This window comes from Stenotrophomonas sp. YJH_SMC_94-11 (assembly GCF_059370435.1).
Genome location: NZ_JCAFTR010000014.1, coordinates 26,753 through 42,306 on the forward strand (window position 1 = coordinate 26,753; position 15,554 = coordinate 42,306).

Sequence of the window (15,554 nt, forward strand, 5' to 3'; positions counted from 1 at the left end):
GTTGCCGGCCAGCGGCCGGCACTACCAGCGGGATTAAACCTTTGGCGCCACTGGCGCATCCCATCTGGGGTCCTTTCTGGAGCCATGGATGCGTCTGATCGTCAGCCTGCTTGCCGCCCTGCTGCCCTACACAGCATTGGCTTCGCCGCCCCAGGTCGTCACCGACGACATCGCCCGCTTCTGGGCCACCTATGACGCGGTGCGCGCCGAACCCGATGCCGAGCGCCGGGTGGCGCTGGTCCAGCAGCGCTACATCGATCCGGGCAGCCCGGGACTGCATGCGCTGATGCAGGTGCGCAACTACACCGCCCGCGAATACGCCGAGGCCATGAACGCGTGGCCGCGCTTCTGGACATCGGTGCGGCCGCTCACCGCCAACGCACAGCAGGCCAGTGCCACGCTGGAGCGCGATCTTGTCGCCTTCCGTGCGCTCTACCCTGCCCTGCGCCCGGCCACCATCACCTATGCGGTGGGCGTGCTGCGCACCGGTGGCACCACGCTGGATGACAAGGTACTGATCGGCGCGGAGATGGCGCTGGGCGATGAGCGCGTGGACGTGAGCGAGCTGCCGGCGAAGATGCGCGACCGCCTGCGGATCTTCTACGACAGCCGGCCGGGCGCGAACAACGCGCAGAACAACCTGCATGAGTACGTGCACACCCAGCAGCGCGAGACCACCGGCAGTCTTGCCCAGTACGTGGTGCGCGAGGGTGTGGCCGAGTACGTGGCCGAGCGGCTGAGCGGGCGTCGGCCGGCGTTGCCGCTGTATGCCTACGGGCCCGCGCACGAAGCGGAGATCCGCACGCGGTTCATTGCCGAGATGAGCGGGGACAACCTCGACAACTGGCTCTACAACAGCGCCCGCAATCCGTTCGGGGTGAGTGATCTGGGGTACTACGCCGGGTATCGCATAGCGCAGGAGTACATGCGGCGGCAGGCCGATGAGAAGGCGGGGATCGCGCGGATGATCGAGCTGGATTACGCCGATCCGGAGGCGGTGCGGGCCTTCATCGAGGCATCGGGGTGGTTGCCTGATGAGGCTGCCGGCCAGCGGCCGGCACTACCAGACTGCAGCCGCCGGTAGCGGCGGAACAGGGAGTGCGAACCAACGATTCGCACCCACCACGGGGGGACATCGCCCCCATTACCTCAAGCGTACAGCGTGGGGTCGGGCACGCCGGCCTCGGCAAAGCCCTGCGCGCGCAGGCGGCAGGCATCGCAATGACCGCAGGCGGCGCCGTTGGCGTCGGCGTTGTAGCAGGACACCGTCAGGCCGAAGTCCACGCCCAGGCGCACGCCTTCGCTGACGATCTGGCCCTTGCTGAGGAACTGCAGCGGGGCATGCACCTTGATGCCCGCGCCCTCCACGCCCGACTTGGTGGCCAGGTTGGCCAATGCCTCGAACGCGGCCACGAACTCGGGGCGGCAGTCCGGGTAGCCGGAGTAGTCGACGGCGTTGACGCCGCAGAAGATGTCGTTGGCGCCGAGCACTTCGGCCCAGCCCAAGGCCAGCGACAGCATGATGGTATTGCGCGCCGGCACGTAGGTGACCGGAATGCCGGCACCACCGGCCTCCGGTACGTCGATGTCATCGGTCAGCGCCGAGCCACCGATGCTGCGCAGGTCCACGTCCACGGTCTTGTGCGCGACCACGCCCTGGGCCTTGGCCACGCGGGCGGCGGCATCCAGTTCGGAGGTATGGCGCTGGCCGTAGCGCACGCTCAGGGCATGCACGGCAAAGCCCTGTTCCTGGGCCATGGCGATGACGGCGGCTGAATCCATGCCGCCGGAGAGAAGCACGACTGCCTTCTTCATGGAGAATCTTCCGGTTGGGAGAGGAAAGCCAGCACGCTGTCCCGCGCCGGAGCTACATCAGGGAACGCTGCACCGGCTCATCGGCCGGGCTCGTCGTTCCACAGGATTTTATGCAACTGCATCTGGAAGCGCACCGGCAGCCGGTCTTCGACGATCCAGTCGGCCAATTGCCGCGCGGTGATCTCGCCCTTGCTCGGCGAGAAGAACACGGTGCAACGCTTCACCAGGCCGTGCTCGGCGACCATGGCCTTGGCCCAGTCGTAGTCCTCGCGGCTGCAGATGACGAACTTGATCTGGTCGCGCGCGGTCAGCAGCGGCAGGTTTTCCCAGCGGTTGCGCGCCACTTCGGCCGAACCCGGCGTCTTGATGTCGACCACGCGCGACACGCGCGGGTCCACTGCGCTGACATCCAGCGCGCCGGAGGTTTCCAGCGAGACATCCATGCCCGCGTCGCACAGCTTCTGCAGCAGCACCAGGCAGCGTTTCTGCGCCAGCGGCTCGCCGCCGGTCACGCAGACGTGGCGGACGCCCTGGGCCAGCACCTCGGCCACGATGTCGTCGATGTCCCACCAGGTGCCGCCGTGGAAGGCATAGGCGGTGTCGCAGTACTGGCAGCGCAGCGGGCAGCCGGTCAGGCGCACGAACACGGTCGGCCAGCCGGCGGTATCGGCCTCGCCTTGCAGCGAGGTAAAGATCTCGGTGATCTTCAGGCGCGGCAGCGGCGACTGCACGATGTCGCTGGGGGTGGCGACGGCGTTTGACGGGGTAACGGCGGTCATGGCGGGTACTTCTTGGTGGGACACGTGGCGGGTGGGCTACCGTGGCCGGTAACGAAAGCAGCCGAGCATGGCTCGGCTCTACAACAGCAACCGGACGGCTTTGCTGGTCCGGAAACGAAAGCAGCCGAGCGTGGGCTCGGCTCTACAGGGCACCTATTGTACGCCCGCCCAGCGGATCAGCGGATCTGCTTGCCCAGGCGGATGGACTGCAGACGGTCCTGCGCGGTGCGCGCGGCGTCCGAGCCGGGGTACTGCGCCACGACGGTCTCCAGCGTCTGCTGGGCCTGGTCGACCTTTCCCTCGCCGTACTGCGACAGGCCGATCTTGAGCAGGCCGCCCGCGGCCTTGTCGTGGGTCGGATAGCGCGAGAGCAGCTCTCGGAACTGGGTCTCGGCCATCGGGAAATTGCGGGTGGCGTAGTAGCTCTCGCCCAGCCAGTACAGCGCGTTCGGCGCGTAGACGCCGTTCGGGTACAACTCCAGGAAGCTCAGGAACAGCTGCGCCGAATCGTCGTACCTGCCGGCCTTCAACGCATCGAAGGCAACGTTGTAGGAGGTGCGCTCGTCGCCGGTGGCGGCAAGGCTGCCAGCATCACCATGGACGGAAGGCGGCCGCTCGGAAGTGGCCGCCGCTGCGGGTTTTGCCGGGGCCGGTGCGGCCTTCGGCGCGCTCGCCGGAACGGGCGGCAGGGCCGGGGCGGCGTTGCCCCCTTCCAACCGGTTCAGGCGGCTGTCCAGATCCAGGTACTGGTCCTGGGCGGACTGCTTGAGCTGGGCGTTGTCATGCTGCAACTGCTCGATCGAGGCCTGCAGGCTGGTGACCTGCTGCCGCAGCTGATTGATCTGGTTCAACAGGTCCTGGTTGGCACTGTTGTTGTACATCTGCTGCTCGAGCGCGCCGACACGGTCAGCCAGGCTCTGTCGCTGTGCGTGCGCCGGTGCGGCAGCCACGAGGGCTGCCGCAACGACCAGCATCAGTTTGATGCCAATGCGCATGGATTACTGCGCGGTGTAGACGATTTCGACGCGACGGTTCTGCGACCAGCACGACTCGTTCGACTCGGTGCAGACCGGACGCTCTTCACCGTAGGACACGACGGTCAGCTGCGAAGCCGAACCACCGTTGGCCTGCAGGGCCGAGCTGACGCCGTTGCCACGACGCTCACCCAGGGCCTGGTTGTACGCGCGCGAACCGCGCTCGTCGGTGTGGCCCTGCAGGGTGATGCGCGAGGACGGACGGTCACGCAGGTACTTGGCGTGGCACGCCATGATGGCCTGGAATTCCGGCTTCACGTCTTCCTTGTCCAGGTCGAAGTAGACAACGCGCTGGCGCAGGCAGGCGTCGGTGTCCAGATCGCCCGGGCCGTACAGGCCGGAGGTCGACGGACCGGTCGGGGTGGTGGTCGAGGTGCCGGTGTCGACCGGGGCTGCCGGCTCTTCCTTCACCTTCTTCGAGCAACCGGCCAGGACGGCCACAGACAGCAGGGAAACAAGCAGAACGCGGGTGGACTTGTTCATGGCGATACCTTTGTGGCTCCTAAGCCGATGAGGGGTTCAAGACAACGAAAATATTAACACTCTTTTAGCGCTGGGTACGGTATGGGGACCATGCCGGTTCGCGCACATCACCGTCAGCCAGGACCAGGCGCTGGCGAACCCGCGCATCGGCCGAAACGGCATACAACACACCACGGCCACCTTCGCGGGCGGCGTACAGCACCATGCTTGCGTTGGGCGCAAAGCTCGGAGATTCATCCAGCGAACCCGGGGACAGCGTGCTCCAGCGGGGCGACCCCAGCGAGCTGTCCATCATCGCGATCTTGTAGCTGTTGCCCGAGCCCTGGGCGACGGCGATCTTCTTGCCATCGTAGGACACCGAGGGCTTGGCATTGTAGTTGCCCTGGAAGGTGACGCGCTCGGCGCTGCCGCCACCGGCACCGACCTTGTAGACCTGCGGACGGCCGCCGCGATCGGAGGTGAAGTACACGGCGCTGCCGTCCGGTGCCCAGGTCGGCTCGGTATCAATGGCGAAGTGGTTGGTCAGCTGGGTCAGCTGCTTGCTGCCCAGGTCCATCACGTAGATTTCCGGGTTACCGGAGCGCGACAGGGTCAGGGCCAGCTTGCGGCCGTCCGGCGAGAACGCCGGGGCGCTGTTGATGCCGCGGAAGCTGGTGACCAGCTCGCGTGCACCGGTGCCGATGTTCTGGATGTAGATGGCCGAATTGCCACGCTCGAAGCTGACGTAAGCCAGCTTGCTGCCATCCGGACTCCACGACGGCGACAGCAGCGGCTCGGCCGAGCGCACGATGGTCTGCGGGTTGAAGCCATCGGAATCGGCCACCATCAGCGCGTAGCGCATGGCGTCACCCTTGCCACTGGCGGTCACGTAGGCGATGCGGGTCCAGAAGGCGCCGCGCACACCGGTGATCTTTTCGTAGATGGCGTCGGCCATCTGGTGGGCAACGTCGCGCATGGCGTTGCCACGGGCAGTCATCGCCAGGCCCAGCAGGCGCTCGCCCTTGGGCACGTCGAACAGTTCGTACTCGACGCGGTAGGCACCCGCACCGGCATCAAGCACGCGGCCGACCACGATGTAGTTCTGCTTCAGCGCGCGCCAGGTCGCGAACTGGATATCCCCCCCCCGCACGGGCTTCTCGACGATCTGCGCTTCCGGCAGCGTGCGGAACTGGCCCGAACGCTCCAGATCGGCACGGACCACGCCGGCGACGTCGGTCTGCGGAGCGGCCGACGAACCCTGATAGGGCATCGGCACGATGGTGATCGGCAGCGCGGAGGCATTGCCGCCGATGATGTCGATATCCAGCCCCTTCTGCTGCGCGACGGCAGCAAAGGGCAGCAACAGGGCCGCAAACACGGCAAGCCAGCGAGGCATCTTTTTCATGGAGCGCTCAATAAGGGGAAACCGGAACGAGGGATAACAAAGCGGGAGTGAACCGCTTCGCAATCATGAACCAAGGGTACGTGAATTCCGGGTCAGTTCCAGCCCGTCTTCTCACGCACCGTTAACGTCGTGGCTAACATCGCACCGTCTGCCCTGGTCACGCCGCCCCGGAGGACGGTGTTCGACAGCAGCCCACAGCCTGCCCGGTCGAAACCGAGCACACCAGAGGCAAGCGCGACAACGGTGGGCGCGGTTGGCCCGAGAGCCTCCCTGGCCGGCTGCCTCAGCGATCCTGGGCAGTAAAAGTGAAGTTGAGCGTGCGTGCGAACACCGACTCGAAGCCACGGTACGGCAGGGGCTGCGCGTTGAGCACGGCGGCCTCGATCGAACGCTTGCCGGCCTCGTCGTACGGGCAGTTCGGGCTGACCTTGGCCTGCATCACCGTGCCACCCGGAATCTGGGTGATGGTGATCTGGCAGCGCTGGCCCAGCGGCACCGTGTCCGGCCGCACCCACTGCGACAGCACCTTGGCCTGGATCGCCGCGGCGTACTTGGCCGAAAGATCATCGCTGTTGCCACCACCACCGGCAGCCGGCTGGGACGCTCCGCTGGAACCGGCTGCGGCACTGCCGGCGGCATTGCGCGCAGCAGCCACCTGGCGCAGCTTCTGCTCGGCCAGCTTGGCTTCCTTCTCGGCCTGCTCACGACGGGCACGGATCTCGGCGATCTTCTTCTGCTTCTCGGCCTCGGCCTTGTCCGCGGCCTGACGCGCCTGATCGGCCAGCTTCTTCTTCGCGTCTTCTTCCTGCTGCTTGGCCAGGCGCAGCTTCTGCTCGGCCTCTTCCTGGCGCTTGCGTTCGGTCAGGTCGATCTGCTCCTGGCGGCGCTTGGCTTCCTGCTCCTGCCTGGCCTTCTCCTGCGAGATGGCCAGCGCACTTACCGCTTCCTGGTCCTTGGTATCCGGCTGCGCGACGCGCTCCTGCGCCTGTTGCTGCTGCGGCGTGGGGGCGTCCTGTGGGCGCGGCTCGGGAATCGGCTGCGGCGGCGGAACGGTGTCTTCCGGCACCGGGATCGGCTCGGCCACCGGCGGCGGCAGGTCCTCCAGCTTTTCGGACTGGCGCAGGGCCTGGCGGGCGGCGGACGCCTCGGACGCGGACAGCGCCAGGCTGGCCTCCACCGACGGATCACCGGCGGCGGCGTCGGTGTTGCGCTCGGGCGACCAGAACCAGGCCACGATGAAGACCAGCGCGACCAGCAGGTGCACCAGCAACGCCAGCGCCAAGGGCAGGCCCCAGCCGGGTTCGCGCTGCTGTGGAGGTGGCAGGGCGTCAGCGTGCATCGGTGGCCAGGCCTACCTTGTCTACCTTGGCGCGCTTGATCACATCCATCGCGGCGATGACCTTTTCATAGGCCACGGCGCGGTCGGCGGCGACGATCACGCGCACGCCCTTGTCCTGGGCGGCGATGCCTGCCAGGCGGCCTTCCAGTTCCTCGGCCGACACGGCGGTCGGTTCCTTGGCATCGGGCAGCTTCAGGCTGAGCTGGCCGTCCTGGCGCACCGAGACGATCACCGGGTCCTGCTTGCTTTCCAGCGCCTTGGCGTTGGATTGCGGCAGGTCGACGTCGAAGCTCAGGGTGAGCAGCGGCGCGGTGACCATGAAGATGATCAGCAGCACCAGCATGACGTCGATGTAGGGAACGACGTTGATTTCCGATTTCAGCTTGCGGCGCTTGCGGCGACCGATGGCAGCGGACATGGCTTGGACTCCCGGGTCAGGCGCTTACTCGTCGCCAGCGCTCTGGCGCTGCAGGATGGAGCTGAACTCTTCGGCAAAGGTCTCGAACCGCACCGACATGCGCTCCACGCGGGTGGTGAAGCGGTTGTAGGCCCACACCGCCGGGATCGCCACGAACAGGCCGATGGCGGTGGCGAACAGGGCTTCGGAGATGCCTGGCGCGACGGCGGCGATACCGGCCTGCGCACCGCTGCTGATCATGTCGTGCATGGTCACCATGATGCCGAACACGGTACCGACCAGGCCCACGTACGGGGCAGTCGAACCGATGTTGGCCAGCAGTTCCAGGTTGCGCTCAAGCTGGTCCACTTCGCGGGTGTAGGTGGTGCGCATGGCGCGCTGCGCGCCTTCCAGCTGCGCACGGCCATCCAGGCGGCGCTTGTCGCGCAGGCGGGTGTACTCACGGAAACCGGCTTCGAAGATGGCTTCCAGGCCGGTCACGCTGCGGCTGCGGTCGGTGGCGGCGCTGTACAGCTTGCCCAGGTCGGCGCCGGACCAGAAGCGGTTCTCGAACTCGTCGGCTTCGCGGGTGGCCTGCTTGAACACGCGGGCCTTGCGGAAAATGATCACCCAGCTGACGAACGAGCCGACCAGCAGCAGCAGCACGATGATCTTCACCGGCAGGCTGGCCTTGGCCATCAGTTCGAGGTAGTTGATGCCGCCGCCGGTGGTGGCCTGGGCAAGGGTCTGTGTCGCGGCGTTGCTGACGTCGGCCGGCAGTGCCTCGGTGACCGTGGCCTGCAGGGCCAGGAGCGTTGCGATCATCCGTTGTTCCTCAGTGTTCGGATTCGGGGTGGAGGTGGGGTTGCAGCATGGCAAGGACGGCCTCGTCCATGCCACGCGGGCGGAAACTGGCCGCTTCCAGTGCGGCGATGCGGACCTGGGCCGACAGCAGCAGCTCGCCGTCGCGCAGGATCTGCTGGTCGAAGACCATGCTGGCCTTCTTCAGCTGGACCAGGCGGGCGCTCACCTGCAGGGTGTCATCCAGCCGTGCCGGCCTGATGAAATCCATCTGCATCGAACGCACTGCGAAGACCATCCCGTGCTCGGCGCGCATGCGCTCCTGGCCGTAGCCGAGCGCACGCATCCATTCGGTCCGGGCCCGTTCCATGAAGGCCACGTAGCGGGCGTGGTAGACCACGCCGCCTGCGTCGGTATCTTCCCAGTAAATGCGTGTCGGCCAACTGAATAGTGGCTCAACCGACATCGGGAACCTCCGCGAACAGGTCCTGCGGCGGGTTCTTCGGCTTCAGGCCCATGTGCCGGTAGGCCTTGTGGGTGGCCATGCGGCCGCGCGCGGTGCGCACCAGGAAGCCCTGCTGGATCAGGTACGGCTCGACCACGTCTTCCAGCGTGCCGCGCTCCTCGGACAGCGCCGCGGCCAGCGACTCGATCCCGACCGGGCCGCCATCGAAGTAGTCGACCAGGGTCTTGAGCAGGCGCCGGTCGAGCTCGTCGAAGCCTTCCGGATCAACCTTGAGCATCTTCATCGCGGCCTGCGCCACGGCCTCGTCGATGTGGCCGCCCGCCTTCACCTGCGCATAGTCGCGCACGCGGCGCAGCAGGCGGTTGGCGATACGCGGGGTGCCGCGCGCGCGGCGCGCGATCTCGCCGGCGCCATCGGCGGTGCAGTCGATGCCGAGGATGGTGGCCGAGCGGCGCACGATCCGGGTCAGCTCTTCGACGCTGTAGAACTCCAGCCGCTGGACGATGCCGAAGCGGTCGCGCAGCGGCGCGGTCAGCAGGCCGGCGCGGGTGGTGGCACCGATCAGGGTGAACGGCGGCAGGTCGATCTTGATCGAACGGGCCGCGGGGCCCTCACCGATCATGATGTCGATCTGGAAGTCTTCCATCGCCGGGTACAGCACTTCCTCGACCACCGGCGACAGGCGGTGGATCTCGTCCACGAACAGCACGTCGTGCGGCTGCAGGTTGGTCAGCAGTGCGGCGAGGTCGCCGGCCTTCTCGATCACCGGGCCGGAGGTCACCCGCAGGGCCACGCCCAGTTCGTTGGCGATGACGTGGCTGAGCGTGGTCTTGCCCAGGCCGGGCGGCCCGAAGATCAGCACGTGGTCGAGCGCGTCGCCACGCCCCTTGGCCGCTTCGATGTAGATCTCCATCTGCTCGCGCACCGGGGCCTGGCCGAGATAGTCGGCCAGGCGCTTGGGGCGGATGCTGGCGTCGGCGGCGTCATCCTCGCGGGTGGCGCCGGCGCCGATGATGCGGTCGTCGGTCATGTGTTGATTATGCGGCAAAAGTACGGGTTTCGGCCGGGCTGCGCCCGGCGCCCGCAGAGGCAACGGCAACATCCAGAGCAACAGCCGAAGCGGGCTTCCTGGGAAATGGCGGGGCGGGTCCGGTTGCGGGGGACGCCGTAAATACGTCCATGTAGGCTCGGTCGCGCCATCCATGGCGCTCACGCCCCCGCAACCGGACCCACCCCGCCTTCGACAGTTTCCTGCGGTCTGTCGGAACGGCGTTCTGCTTTGGTGGGGGCCGACCGTTGGTCGGCACGGTAGATCCACGCCATGCGTGGACGGATCTCTGGAGGTATCGACGGTGGAGATTAAATCTCCACCTGCGCGCCCAGCTCGACCAAACGGTTGCCGGGAATGCGGAAGAAGCCCGTGGCCGGCGCGGCGTTCCGGTGCATCAGCGCGAACAGCTTGTCGCGCCAGATCGGCATGCCGCGGTTGGCGGTGGCCACGATGGTTTCGCGGCTGGCGAAGAAGGTGGTGTCCATCGGGTCGAAGTAGATGCCACCGTGGTCGCACGAGCGCATCAGCGCCAGTGGCACGTCCGGGGTCTCCATGAAGCCGAAGCGCACGTAGACGCGGTAGAACTCGTCGCCCACCGATTCGATCTTCAGCCGCTGCCCTTCCATCGCATACGGGATCGGCAGGGTCTCCACGTGCAGGAACACGTTGCGCTCGTGCAGCACCTTGTTGTGCTTGAGGTTGTGCATCAGCGCATGCGGGGCCACGGTCGGGTCGGCGGTGAGGAACACTGCAGTGCCCGGCACGCGCACCGGCGGTGCCAGCATCAGCCCAGGCAGGAAGGTATCGAGGCGGATGCCGTCCTTGCGGATCTCATCGCGCAGCAGCTCGCGGCCACGGCGCCAGGTCCGCATCATGGTGAACAGGAAGATGCCCAGCACCACCGGGAACCAGGCGCCCTGCAGCAGCTTGGCACCGTTGGCGATGACGAAGCCGAGGTCGATGATGAAGAACACCACGCACAGCGGCAGCAGCCAGGCGCGCGCCTTCGGCCACAGCGAACGGGCCACCAGGGCCAGCAGCAGGGTGTCGATCAGCATGGTGGCCGACACCGAGATGCCGTAGGCCACCGCCAGGTTGGACGAGCTGCGGAAGGCCAGCACCAGGCCGATCACCATCACCGCGATGCCCCAGTTGATGCCTGGGATGTAGATCTGGCCGATGGTGTCGTGCGAGGTGTGCTTGATGCGCATGCGCGGGATGTAACCCAGCTGCATCGCCTGGCGCGAGACCGAGAACGCACCGGTGATGACCGACTGCGAGGCAATCACCGCCGCCATGGTGGCCAGGATGATCATCGGGTACAGCGCCCACGGCGGCACCGCCTCGAAGAACGGGTTTTTCAGCGCCTCGGGGTGGTTGAGCACCAGTGCGCCCTGCCCCAGGTAGTTCAGCACCAGGCACGGCAGCACGAAGAAATACCAGGCGTGGCGGATCGGTTTGGCGCCGAAGTGGCCCATGTCGGCGTAAAGCGCCTCGCCACCGGTCACCGCCAGCACCACTGCGCCGAGGATGAAGATCCCATGCCAGCTGTGCTCCATGAAGAAGCGGATCGCCCACCAGGGGTTGAACGCCTTGAGCACTTCCGGAGCATCGACGATGTTGTAGATGCCGATCGCCGCCAGCGAGATGAACCAGACCGAGGTGATGGGGCCGAAGGCCTTGCCGATCTTCTCGGTACCGAAGCGCTGCGCCGCAAACACCATCAACAGCACCACCACCGTGATCGGCACGATGAAGGCATGCAGGCCCGGCGCGGCCACCTCCAGGCCCTCCACCGCACCCAACACCGATATCGCCGGGGTGATCACGCCGTCGCCGAAGAACAGCGAGGCACCGAAAATGCCGAGGATGCCGACCACGTAGGCCGAGCGCGAGCCGTTGCGCAGCGTGCGCTGGGTCAACGCCATCAGCGCCATGATGCCGCCCTCGCCGTCGTTGTCGGCGCGCATGATGATGGTCACGTACTTCAGCGTGACCACGATGTTCAGCGCCCAGAACGCCAGCGACAGCACGCCCAGCACGGTGTCGTGGTCGCTGTTGAGCCCGTAGTGTGGCGAGAACGCCTCCTTCAGCGTGTACAGCGGGCTGGTACCGATATCGCCGAACACCACGCCGATCGCACCGATGATCAGCGCCATGCCTCCTGCTGGAGGGGCGTGACCGTGGCTGCCGGGGGCAGCTGCGTGCGGGGTTTGACTGCTGGACATGGGACTCCTGGCGACGCTCAGGCGGTTCGTTGAAGGAAAGGGACGCGGCTCAGCGCAGCGCCGACTGCAGCGCCTTGCGGATCACGGTGGCCACTTCGTCGCCTTCATTGAAGGCGTCGCGGGCCATGCGTGCCGCTTCGGCCGGCTTGTAGCCCAGCTGCTGCAGGGCCACGGTGGCATCGGACAGCGGGTCGGCCGGAGCCGGGCCGCTGCCGGTGGGCAGCGCGCCGCCGGCACCGAACTGGGCGGCACGGTCACGCAGTTCCAGCACCATGCGCTCGGCAGTCTTCTTGCCGATGCCGGGGATGCGGGTCAGCGCGGTGATGTCACCGGCCTGGACCATGCGCGCGAACTCCTCGACGGAAACGCCGGACAGCACCGCCAGCGCGATCTTCGCGCCAATGCCACTGACCTTCTGCACGTCGCGGAACAGGCGCCGCTCCCCCTCGCGCAGGAAGCCGTACAGCGAAACGCTGTCTTCCTTCTGCGCGTAGTGGGTGTACAGCGTGACCTCGCGGCCGAGCTCGGGCAGGTCGTAGAAGGTGCTCATCGGCGCCTCCAGTTCGTAGCCCACCCCGTTCACGTCCACCACCAGCCACGGCGGCGCCTTGTAGGCGACGATGCCGCGCAGTCGACCGATCATTGCGTGCAGCTCCTCATTTGCGGCCCCACGCCTGGCGGGCACTGAGCCCCAGGCGGTTGGCCGTTGCCCGTACGTGGGCATGGGTGATCGCCACCGCCAACGCGTCGGCCGCGTCGGCCTGCAGCTTGGTTTTCAGGTTGAGCATGAGCCCGACCATGTGTTGAACCTGTTGCTTTTCGGCGCCACCACGGCCAACCACGGCGAGCTTGATCTCGCTGGCGGCGTATTCGTGCACCGGCAGGTCGCGCAGCACCACGGCCGAGATCGCCGCGCCCCGGGCCTGGCCCAGCTTCAGCGCCGAATCGGGATTACGGGCCATGAACACCTTTTCAATGGCCACTTCCTGCGGCTGGTACTCGCGGCACAGGTCGGCCAGGCCCAGCACCAGCAGCTTCATGCGCTGCGGGAAGTCGTCGGCGCCCAGCAGCACCAATGGCTGGTGGTGCACGTAGGTGACGCGGCCGGCGGCATCGACATCGATGATGCCGACCCCGGTCCGCTGCGAACCGGGGTCGATGCCGAGGATGCGGGTCATGCTGCACTCCTGGCGGGGCGGAACGGGATGCGCTGGCAGGCGTAGGGGCTCATGACTGTCCGCGGTGACCGTTCAACGGCCCGCGCCCAGGCCGTCGAAGACGGCTCAGGCGTAGGCGTCGGCGCCGAGTTCGGCGTTGGAATACACGTCCTGCACGTCGTCCAGGTCTTCGAGCATGTCCAACAGCTTCTTGACCTGCAGGGCGACGTCGCCTTCAACCTTGATGTCGTTGTCCGCGCGGAAGGTGATCTCGGCGTGGTCGGCGACATGGCCGGCGGCGGCCATCGCATCCTTCACCGCGTTGAACGCGTCAGGGCTGGTGACCACATCGATCGAGCCGTCATCGGGGTAGACCACGATGTCATCGGCACCGGCCTCAATGGCCGCTTCGGTGATGGCTTCCTCGTCGGCCCCTGCGGCGAAGCTGAGCACGCCCAGGCGCTTGAACATGAAGGCCACCGAGCCCTCGGTGCCCATGTTGCCACCGCACTTGCTGAACGCATGGCGGACGTCGGCCACAGTGCGCACGCGATTGTCGGTCAGGCAGTCGACGATCACGGCCACGCCACCCGGGGCGTAGCCCTCGTAGCGGACTTCCTCGTAGTCGACGCCTTCCAGCTCACCGGTCGCCTTCTTGATGGCACGCTCGATCACGTCCTTGGACATGTTCACGGCCAGGCCCTTGTCCACGGCCACGCGCAGGCGCGGATTGTTGTTGGGGTCGCCTCCACCGCCGCGCGCGGCAACGCCGATCTCGCGGATGATCTTGGTGAAAATCTTGCCGCGCTTCGCGTCGGACGCGTTCTTGCGGGCTTCGATGGAGGGGCCTCTACCCATGGGTGCTACCGTCTGGCTGCTTCAGGATCAAGGCGCGGATTCTACCTGATCGGGCGCTGCAACCGTGTCTAGGCCCGTATTGTTGTAGAGCCGAGCCCATGCTCGGCCCAATGGGCCCGACGGAATGCAGCCGAGCATGGGCTCGGCTCTACAGGGCGGCCTGCCTCCCCCGCCCCTATGCTGCCGCCGCGTCGCGGCTGTGGTCGAACTTGCCATGGCGCAGGAAATGCGCGGTCTGCCGCGCGGCGTCGGGCGACACCACCAGGCCGCTGTGGCTGGTGCGGACCACGCAATGGTCGGCCAGGCCCGGCAGCCGGGTCTCGGCCAGTGCCACGGTGCCATCGGAGGCATCGTCGATGGCACCCAGCAGGCTGCCCAGCCCGTGCGGCACCGAGCCAGCAATCAGGCCAACCTCGGCCCTGCCCTGCCAGTCCGGCAGGCCATCGAGCAGCAGCTCGCTGCTGCGTCCCAGCGCCAGGCCCCAGCCGTGCTCGGACAACGAGCGTGCGGTGCCACTGCCGCGCAGCGGTGAACCCAGGCAGACCACCCGCTGCACCGGCAGCTGCGGATTGCGCCGCAGCGCTTCCAGCGCCAGCAACCCGCCCAGGCTGTGGCCGACCAGCGACAACGGCCCGGCGTCGGCTAACCGTTCCAGCAGCTGGGGCACCGCCACGTCGGGACCACCGAACACCGAGGAGTAACCGAACGCATGCACCTGGAAACCACGCGCGCGCAGGCGCCAGGCCAGCGGCCCGACCCAGGCGCGGGCATTCCAGATGCCATGCAGCAGCAATACGGGGGGAGTCATGCAAACAGCCTGGCGGTCAGCGGGGCAGGAACGTGAGGTGATTGAACACGCGCGCGCAGCAAGCGGCGGTGAACGTCAGGCCGCGCGCGGTGCGCGGCGCAGGATGAATTCCAGATCGTTGGTATCGCCAACCGGGAACAGGTACTCGCCGGCCTTCTCGAAACCATAGCGGGCGTAGAAGCGTTGCGCGCCGAAGTTCTCCGACCACACGCCCAGCCACAGCGTGCGCGGGCCTTCGCGCTCCAGCCAGGCCAGCGCGGTTTCCAGCAGGCGGCTACCCCAGCCGCAGCTCTGCTGCGTCTTGATCAGGTACAGGCGCTTGAGTTCGCCGTCACCGGGTTTCACATCCGGATGCGGCAGGCCACAGGGGCCGGCGGCGGCATGGCCGACCGCCTCCCCATCCAGTTCCAGCAGCCACACCGCGTAATCGGGATGGGCCAGGATCACGCGCTGGCGCTCGAGCGTGTAGGCCTCCTCCAGGAAGGCCTGCAGGTCCTGCGGCGGGTACAGATGGCCGAAGGTTTCGGTGAACGTGCGGGCGGCCAGCGCCGACAGGGTCGGCGCATCGTCCACAGTGGCGCGGCGGATCGAATACATGCAGGAAGTTGACGCCAGGGCGAAGCGGGGGTCAAGCCTTTTCAGGCGACTCCGCTTCTTCTTCCTCGTCCTCTTCCTCGTACTCTTCTTCGTCCTCGTCGTCTTCTTCCTCGCCTTCCTCGTCCTCGTCGTACTCTTCCTCTTCGTCGTCCTCGTAATCCTCGACGCCGAAGTCTTCACCGTCCCAACGGCCTTCGCCGTCGGCGACGAAGGTCAGGGCCATTGCCGCCGGGTTGGTACCGACGCGGACCAGCCAACCACCGAACACACGTGCACGCTCGGTGACCAGGTTGGCCTCGGAGCCTTCATTGCCCAGCTTTTCCCACTCCAGCGAAAACGCAAACTCGGTCATTGCCT

The 15,554-nt window shown here is 66.9% G+C and carries 18 protein-coding genes; 1 reads left to right on the top strand and 17 read right to left on the bottom strand.

Features of this window, described 5'->3' with window-relative positions; genetic code table 11:
* Nucleotides 1–88: 88 nt before the first annotated feature.
* Nucleotides 89–1,084, top strand: coding sequence for a DUF2268 domain-containing putative Zn-dependent protease (locus AC5P74_RS19215; RefSeq protein ID WP_053499370.1), 996 nt, complete (start codon nucleotides 89–91; stop codon nucleotides 1,082–1,084).
* Nucleotides 1,085–1,149: 65 nt separating this feature from the next.
* Here AC5P74_RS19215 and queC read toward each other — a convergent pair whose 3' ends face one another.
* The 17 genes from queC to AC5P74_RS19300 all read right to left on the bottom strand — a co-directional run bounded on the left by queC (nucleotide 1,150) and on the right by AC5P74_RS19300 (nucleotide 15,549).
* Complete coding sequence (gene queC, locus AC5P74_RS19220) at nucleotides 1,150–1,815, bottom strand: 7-cyano-7-deazaguanine synthase QueC (RefSeq protein ID WP_005418507.1); 666 nt, start codon at nucleotides 1,813–1,815, stop codon at nucleotides 1,150–1,152.
* Nucleotides 1,816–1,892: 77 nt separating this feature from the next.
* The gene (gene queE / locus AC5P74_RS19225) at nucleotides 1,893–2,594 is read right to left on the bottom strand and encodes a 7-carboxy-7-deazaguanine synthase QueE (RefSeq protein WP_069139343.1); all 702 of its coding nucleotides are present in this window, start codon (nucleotides 2,592–2,594) and stop codon (nucleotides 1,893–1,895) included.
* 176 nt (nucleotides 2,595–2,770) lie between these two features.
* Nucleotides 2,771–3,589: a tol-pal system protein YbgF gene (gene ybgF / locus AC5P74_RS19230; RefSeq protein WP_019660125.1), complete on the bottom strand. Its 819-nt coding sequence runs from the start codon at nucleotides 3,587–3,589 to the stop codon at nucleotides 2,771–2,773.
* A 3-nt stretch (nucleotides 3,590–3,592) separates the two neighbouring features.
* Nucleotides 3,593–4,111: a peptidoglycan-associated lipoprotein Pal gene (pal, locus tag AC5P74_RS19235; protein ID WP_005418510.1), complete on the bottom strand. Its 519-nt coding sequence runs from the start codon at nucleotides 4,109–4,111 to the stop codon at nucleotides 3,593–3,595.
* 64 nt (nucleotides 4,112–4,175) lie between these two features.
* On the bottom strand, nucleotides 4,176–5,495 hold the full coding sequence (tolB, locus tag AC5P74_RS19240; protein ID WP_005418511.1) for a Tol-Pal system beta propeller repeat protein TolB: 1,320 nt from the start codon (nucleotides 5,493–5,495) through the stop codon (nucleotides 4,176–4,178).
* Nucleotides 5,496–5,778: 283 nt separating this feature from the next.
* On the bottom strand, nucleotides 5,779–6,834 hold the full coding sequence (gene tolA / locus AC5P74_RS19245; protein ID WP_053499379.1) for a cell envelope integrity protein TolA: 1,056 nt from the start codon (nucleotides 6,832–6,834) through the stop codon (nucleotides 5,779–5,781).
* Entirely contained in the window at nucleotides 6,824–7,252 is a 429-nt protein-coding gene (tolR, locus tag AC5P74_RS19250) for a protein TolR (RefSeq protein ID WP_005410751.1), read from the bottom strand. Before tolR ends, tolA begins: the two co-directional genes overlap by 11 nt.
* 24 nt (nucleotides 7,253–7,276) lie before the next feature.
* A complete protein-coding gene (gene tolQ / locus AC5P74_RS19255) occupies nucleotides 7,277–8,056 on the bottom strand; it encodes a protein TolQ (RefSeq protein WP_005410752.1) in 780 nt (259 codons plus the stop codon).
* A gap of 10 nt (nucleotides 8,057–8,066) precedes the next feature.
* Complete coding sequence (gene ybgC, locus AC5P74_RS19260; RefSeq protein ID WP_005418514.1) at nucleotides 8,067–8,498, bottom strand: tol-pal system-associated acyl-CoA thioesterase; 432 nt, start codon at nucleotides 8,496–8,498, stop codon at nucleotides 8,067–8,069.
* A complete protein-coding gene (gene ruvB / locus AC5P74_RS19265) occupies nucleotides 8,488–9,528 on the bottom strand; it encodes a Holliday junction branch migration DNA helicase RuvB (protein ID WP_005418515.1) in 1,041 nt (346 codons plus the stop codon). Before ruvB ends, ybgC begins: the two co-directional genes overlap by 11 nt.
* Nucleotides 9,529–9,857: 329 nt before the next feature.
* Nucleotides 9,858–11,777 carry a potassium transporter Kup gene (locus AC5P74_RS19270; protein WP_072167670.1) on the bottom strand — a complete coding sequence of 640 codons (1,920 nt, stop codon included), beginning with the start codon at nucleotides 11,775–11,777 and terminating at the stop codon, nucleotides 9,858–9,860.
* Nucleotides 11,778–11,826: 49 nt separating this feature from the next.
* Nucleotides 11,827–12,420 carry a Holliday junction branch migration protein RuvA gene (ruvA, locus tag AC5P74_RS19275; RefSeq protein ID WP_005418517.1) on the bottom strand — a complete coding sequence of 198 codons (594 nt, stop codon included), beginning with the start codon at nucleotides 12,418–12,420 and terminating at the stop codon, nucleotides 11,827–11,829.
* 13 nt (nucleotides 12,421–12,433) lie between these two features.
* Entirely contained in the window at nucleotides 12,434–12,955 is a 522-nt protein-coding gene (ruvC, locus tag AC5P74_RS19280) for a crossover junction endodeoxyribonuclease RuvC (protein WP_005418518.1), read from the bottom strand.
* 105 nt (nucleotides 12,956–13,060) lie between these two features.
* Nucleotides 13,061–13,792: a YebC/PmpR family DNA-binding transcriptional regulator gene (locus AC5P74_RS19285; RefSeq protein WP_005418519.1), complete on the bottom strand. Its 732-nt coding sequence runs from the start codon at nucleotides 13,790–13,792 to the stop codon at nucleotides 13,061–13,063.
* A 175-nt stretch (nucleotides 13,793–13,967) separates the two neighbouring features.
* Nucleotides 13,968–14,600, bottom strand: coding sequence for an esterase/lipase family protein (locus tag AC5P74_RS19290; RefSeq protein ID WP_032954421.1), 633 nt, complete (start codon nucleotides 14,598–14,600; stop codon nucleotides 13,968–13,970).
* A gap of 75 nt (nucleotides 14,601–14,675) precedes the next feature.
* Nucleotides 14,676–15,197: a GNAT family N-acetyltransferase gene (locus AC5P74_RS19295; RefSeq protein WP_005418521.1), complete on the bottom strand. Its 522-nt coding sequence runs from the start codon at nucleotides 15,195–15,197 to the stop codon at nucleotides 14,676–14,678.
* A 31-nt stretch (nucleotides 15,198–15,228) separates the two neighbouring features.
* Nucleotides 15,229–15,549 (bottom strand): hypothetical protein, encoded by a 321-nt coding sequence (locus tag AC5P74_RS19300; protein ID WP_005418522.1) that lies wholly within the window; start codon nucleotides 15,547–15,549, stop codon nucleotides 15,229–15,231.
* Between the last annotated feature and the right edge of the window lie 5 nt (nucleotides 15,550–15,554).

Coding starts and splice junctions, on each gene's coding strand:
- ybgF (WP_019660125.1), bottom strand. CDS start 3,589: ATGCGCATTGGCATCAAACTGATGCTGGTCGTTGCGGCAGCCCTCGTG.
- AC5P74_RS19300 (WP_005418522.1), bottom strand. CDS start 15,549: ATGACCGAGTTTGCGTTTTCGCTGGAGTGGGAAAAGCTGGGCAATGAA.
- AC5P74_RS19285 (WP_005418519.1), bottom strand. CDS start 13,792: ATGGGTAGAGGCCCCTCCATCGAAGCCCGCAAGAACGCGTCCGACGCG.
- tolA (WP_053499379.1), bottom strand. CDS start 6,834: ATGCACGCTGACGCCCTGCCACCTCCACAGCAGCGCGAACCCGGCTGG.
- queE (WP_069139343.1), bottom strand. CDS start 2,594: ATGACCGCCGTTACCCCGTCAAACGCCGTCGCCACCCCCAGCGACATC.
- queC (WP_005418507.1), bottom strand. CDS start 1,815: ATGAAGAAGGCAGTCGTGCTTCTCTCCGGCGGCATGGATTCAGCCGCC.
- ruvB (WP_005418515.1), bottom strand. CDS start 9,528: ATGACCGACGACCGCATCATCGGCGCCGGCGCCACCCGCGAGGATGAC.
- ybgC (WP_005418514.1), bottom strand. CDS start 8,498: ATGTCGGTTGAGCCACTATTCAGTTGGCCGACACGCATTTACTGGGAA.
- pal (WP_005418510.1), bottom strand. CDS start 4,111: ATGAACAAGTCCACCCGCGTTCTGCTTGTTTCCCTGCTGTCTGTGGCC.
- tolB (WP_005418511.1), bottom strand. CDS start 5,495: ATGAAAAAGATGCCTCGCTGGCTTGCCGTGTTTGCGGCCCTGTTGCTG.
- ruvC (WP_005418518.1), bottom strand. CDS start 12,955: ATGACCCGCATCCTCGGCATCGACCCCGGTTCGCAGCGGACCGGGGTC.
- AC5P74_RS19270 (WP_072167670.1), bottom strand. CDS start 11,777: ATGTCCAGCAGTCAAACCCCGCACGCAGCTGCCCCCGGCAGCCACGGT.
- ruvA (WP_005418517.1), bottom strand. CDS start 12,420: ATGATCGGTCGACTGCGCGGCATCGTCGCCTACAAGGCGCCGCCGTGG.
- AC5P74_RS19215 (WP_053499370.1), top strand. CDS start 89: ATGCGTCTGATCGTCAGCCTGCTTGCCGCCCTGCTGCCCTACACAGCA.
- tolR (WP_005410751.1), bottom strand. CDS start 7,252: ATGTCCGCTGCCATCGGTCGCCGCAAGCGCCGCAAGCTGAAATCGGAA.
- tolQ (WP_005410752.1), bottom strand. CDS start 8,056: ATGATCGCAACGCTCCTGGCCCTGCAGGCCACGGTCACCGAGGCACTG.
- AC5P74_RS19295 (WP_005418521.1), bottom strand. CDS start 15,197: ATGTATTCGATCCGCCGCGCCACTGTGGACGATGCGCCGACCCTGTCG.
- AC5P74_RS19290 (WP_032954421.1), bottom strand. CDS start 14,600: ATGACTCCCCCCGTATTGCTGCTGCATGGCATCTGGAATGCCCGCGCC.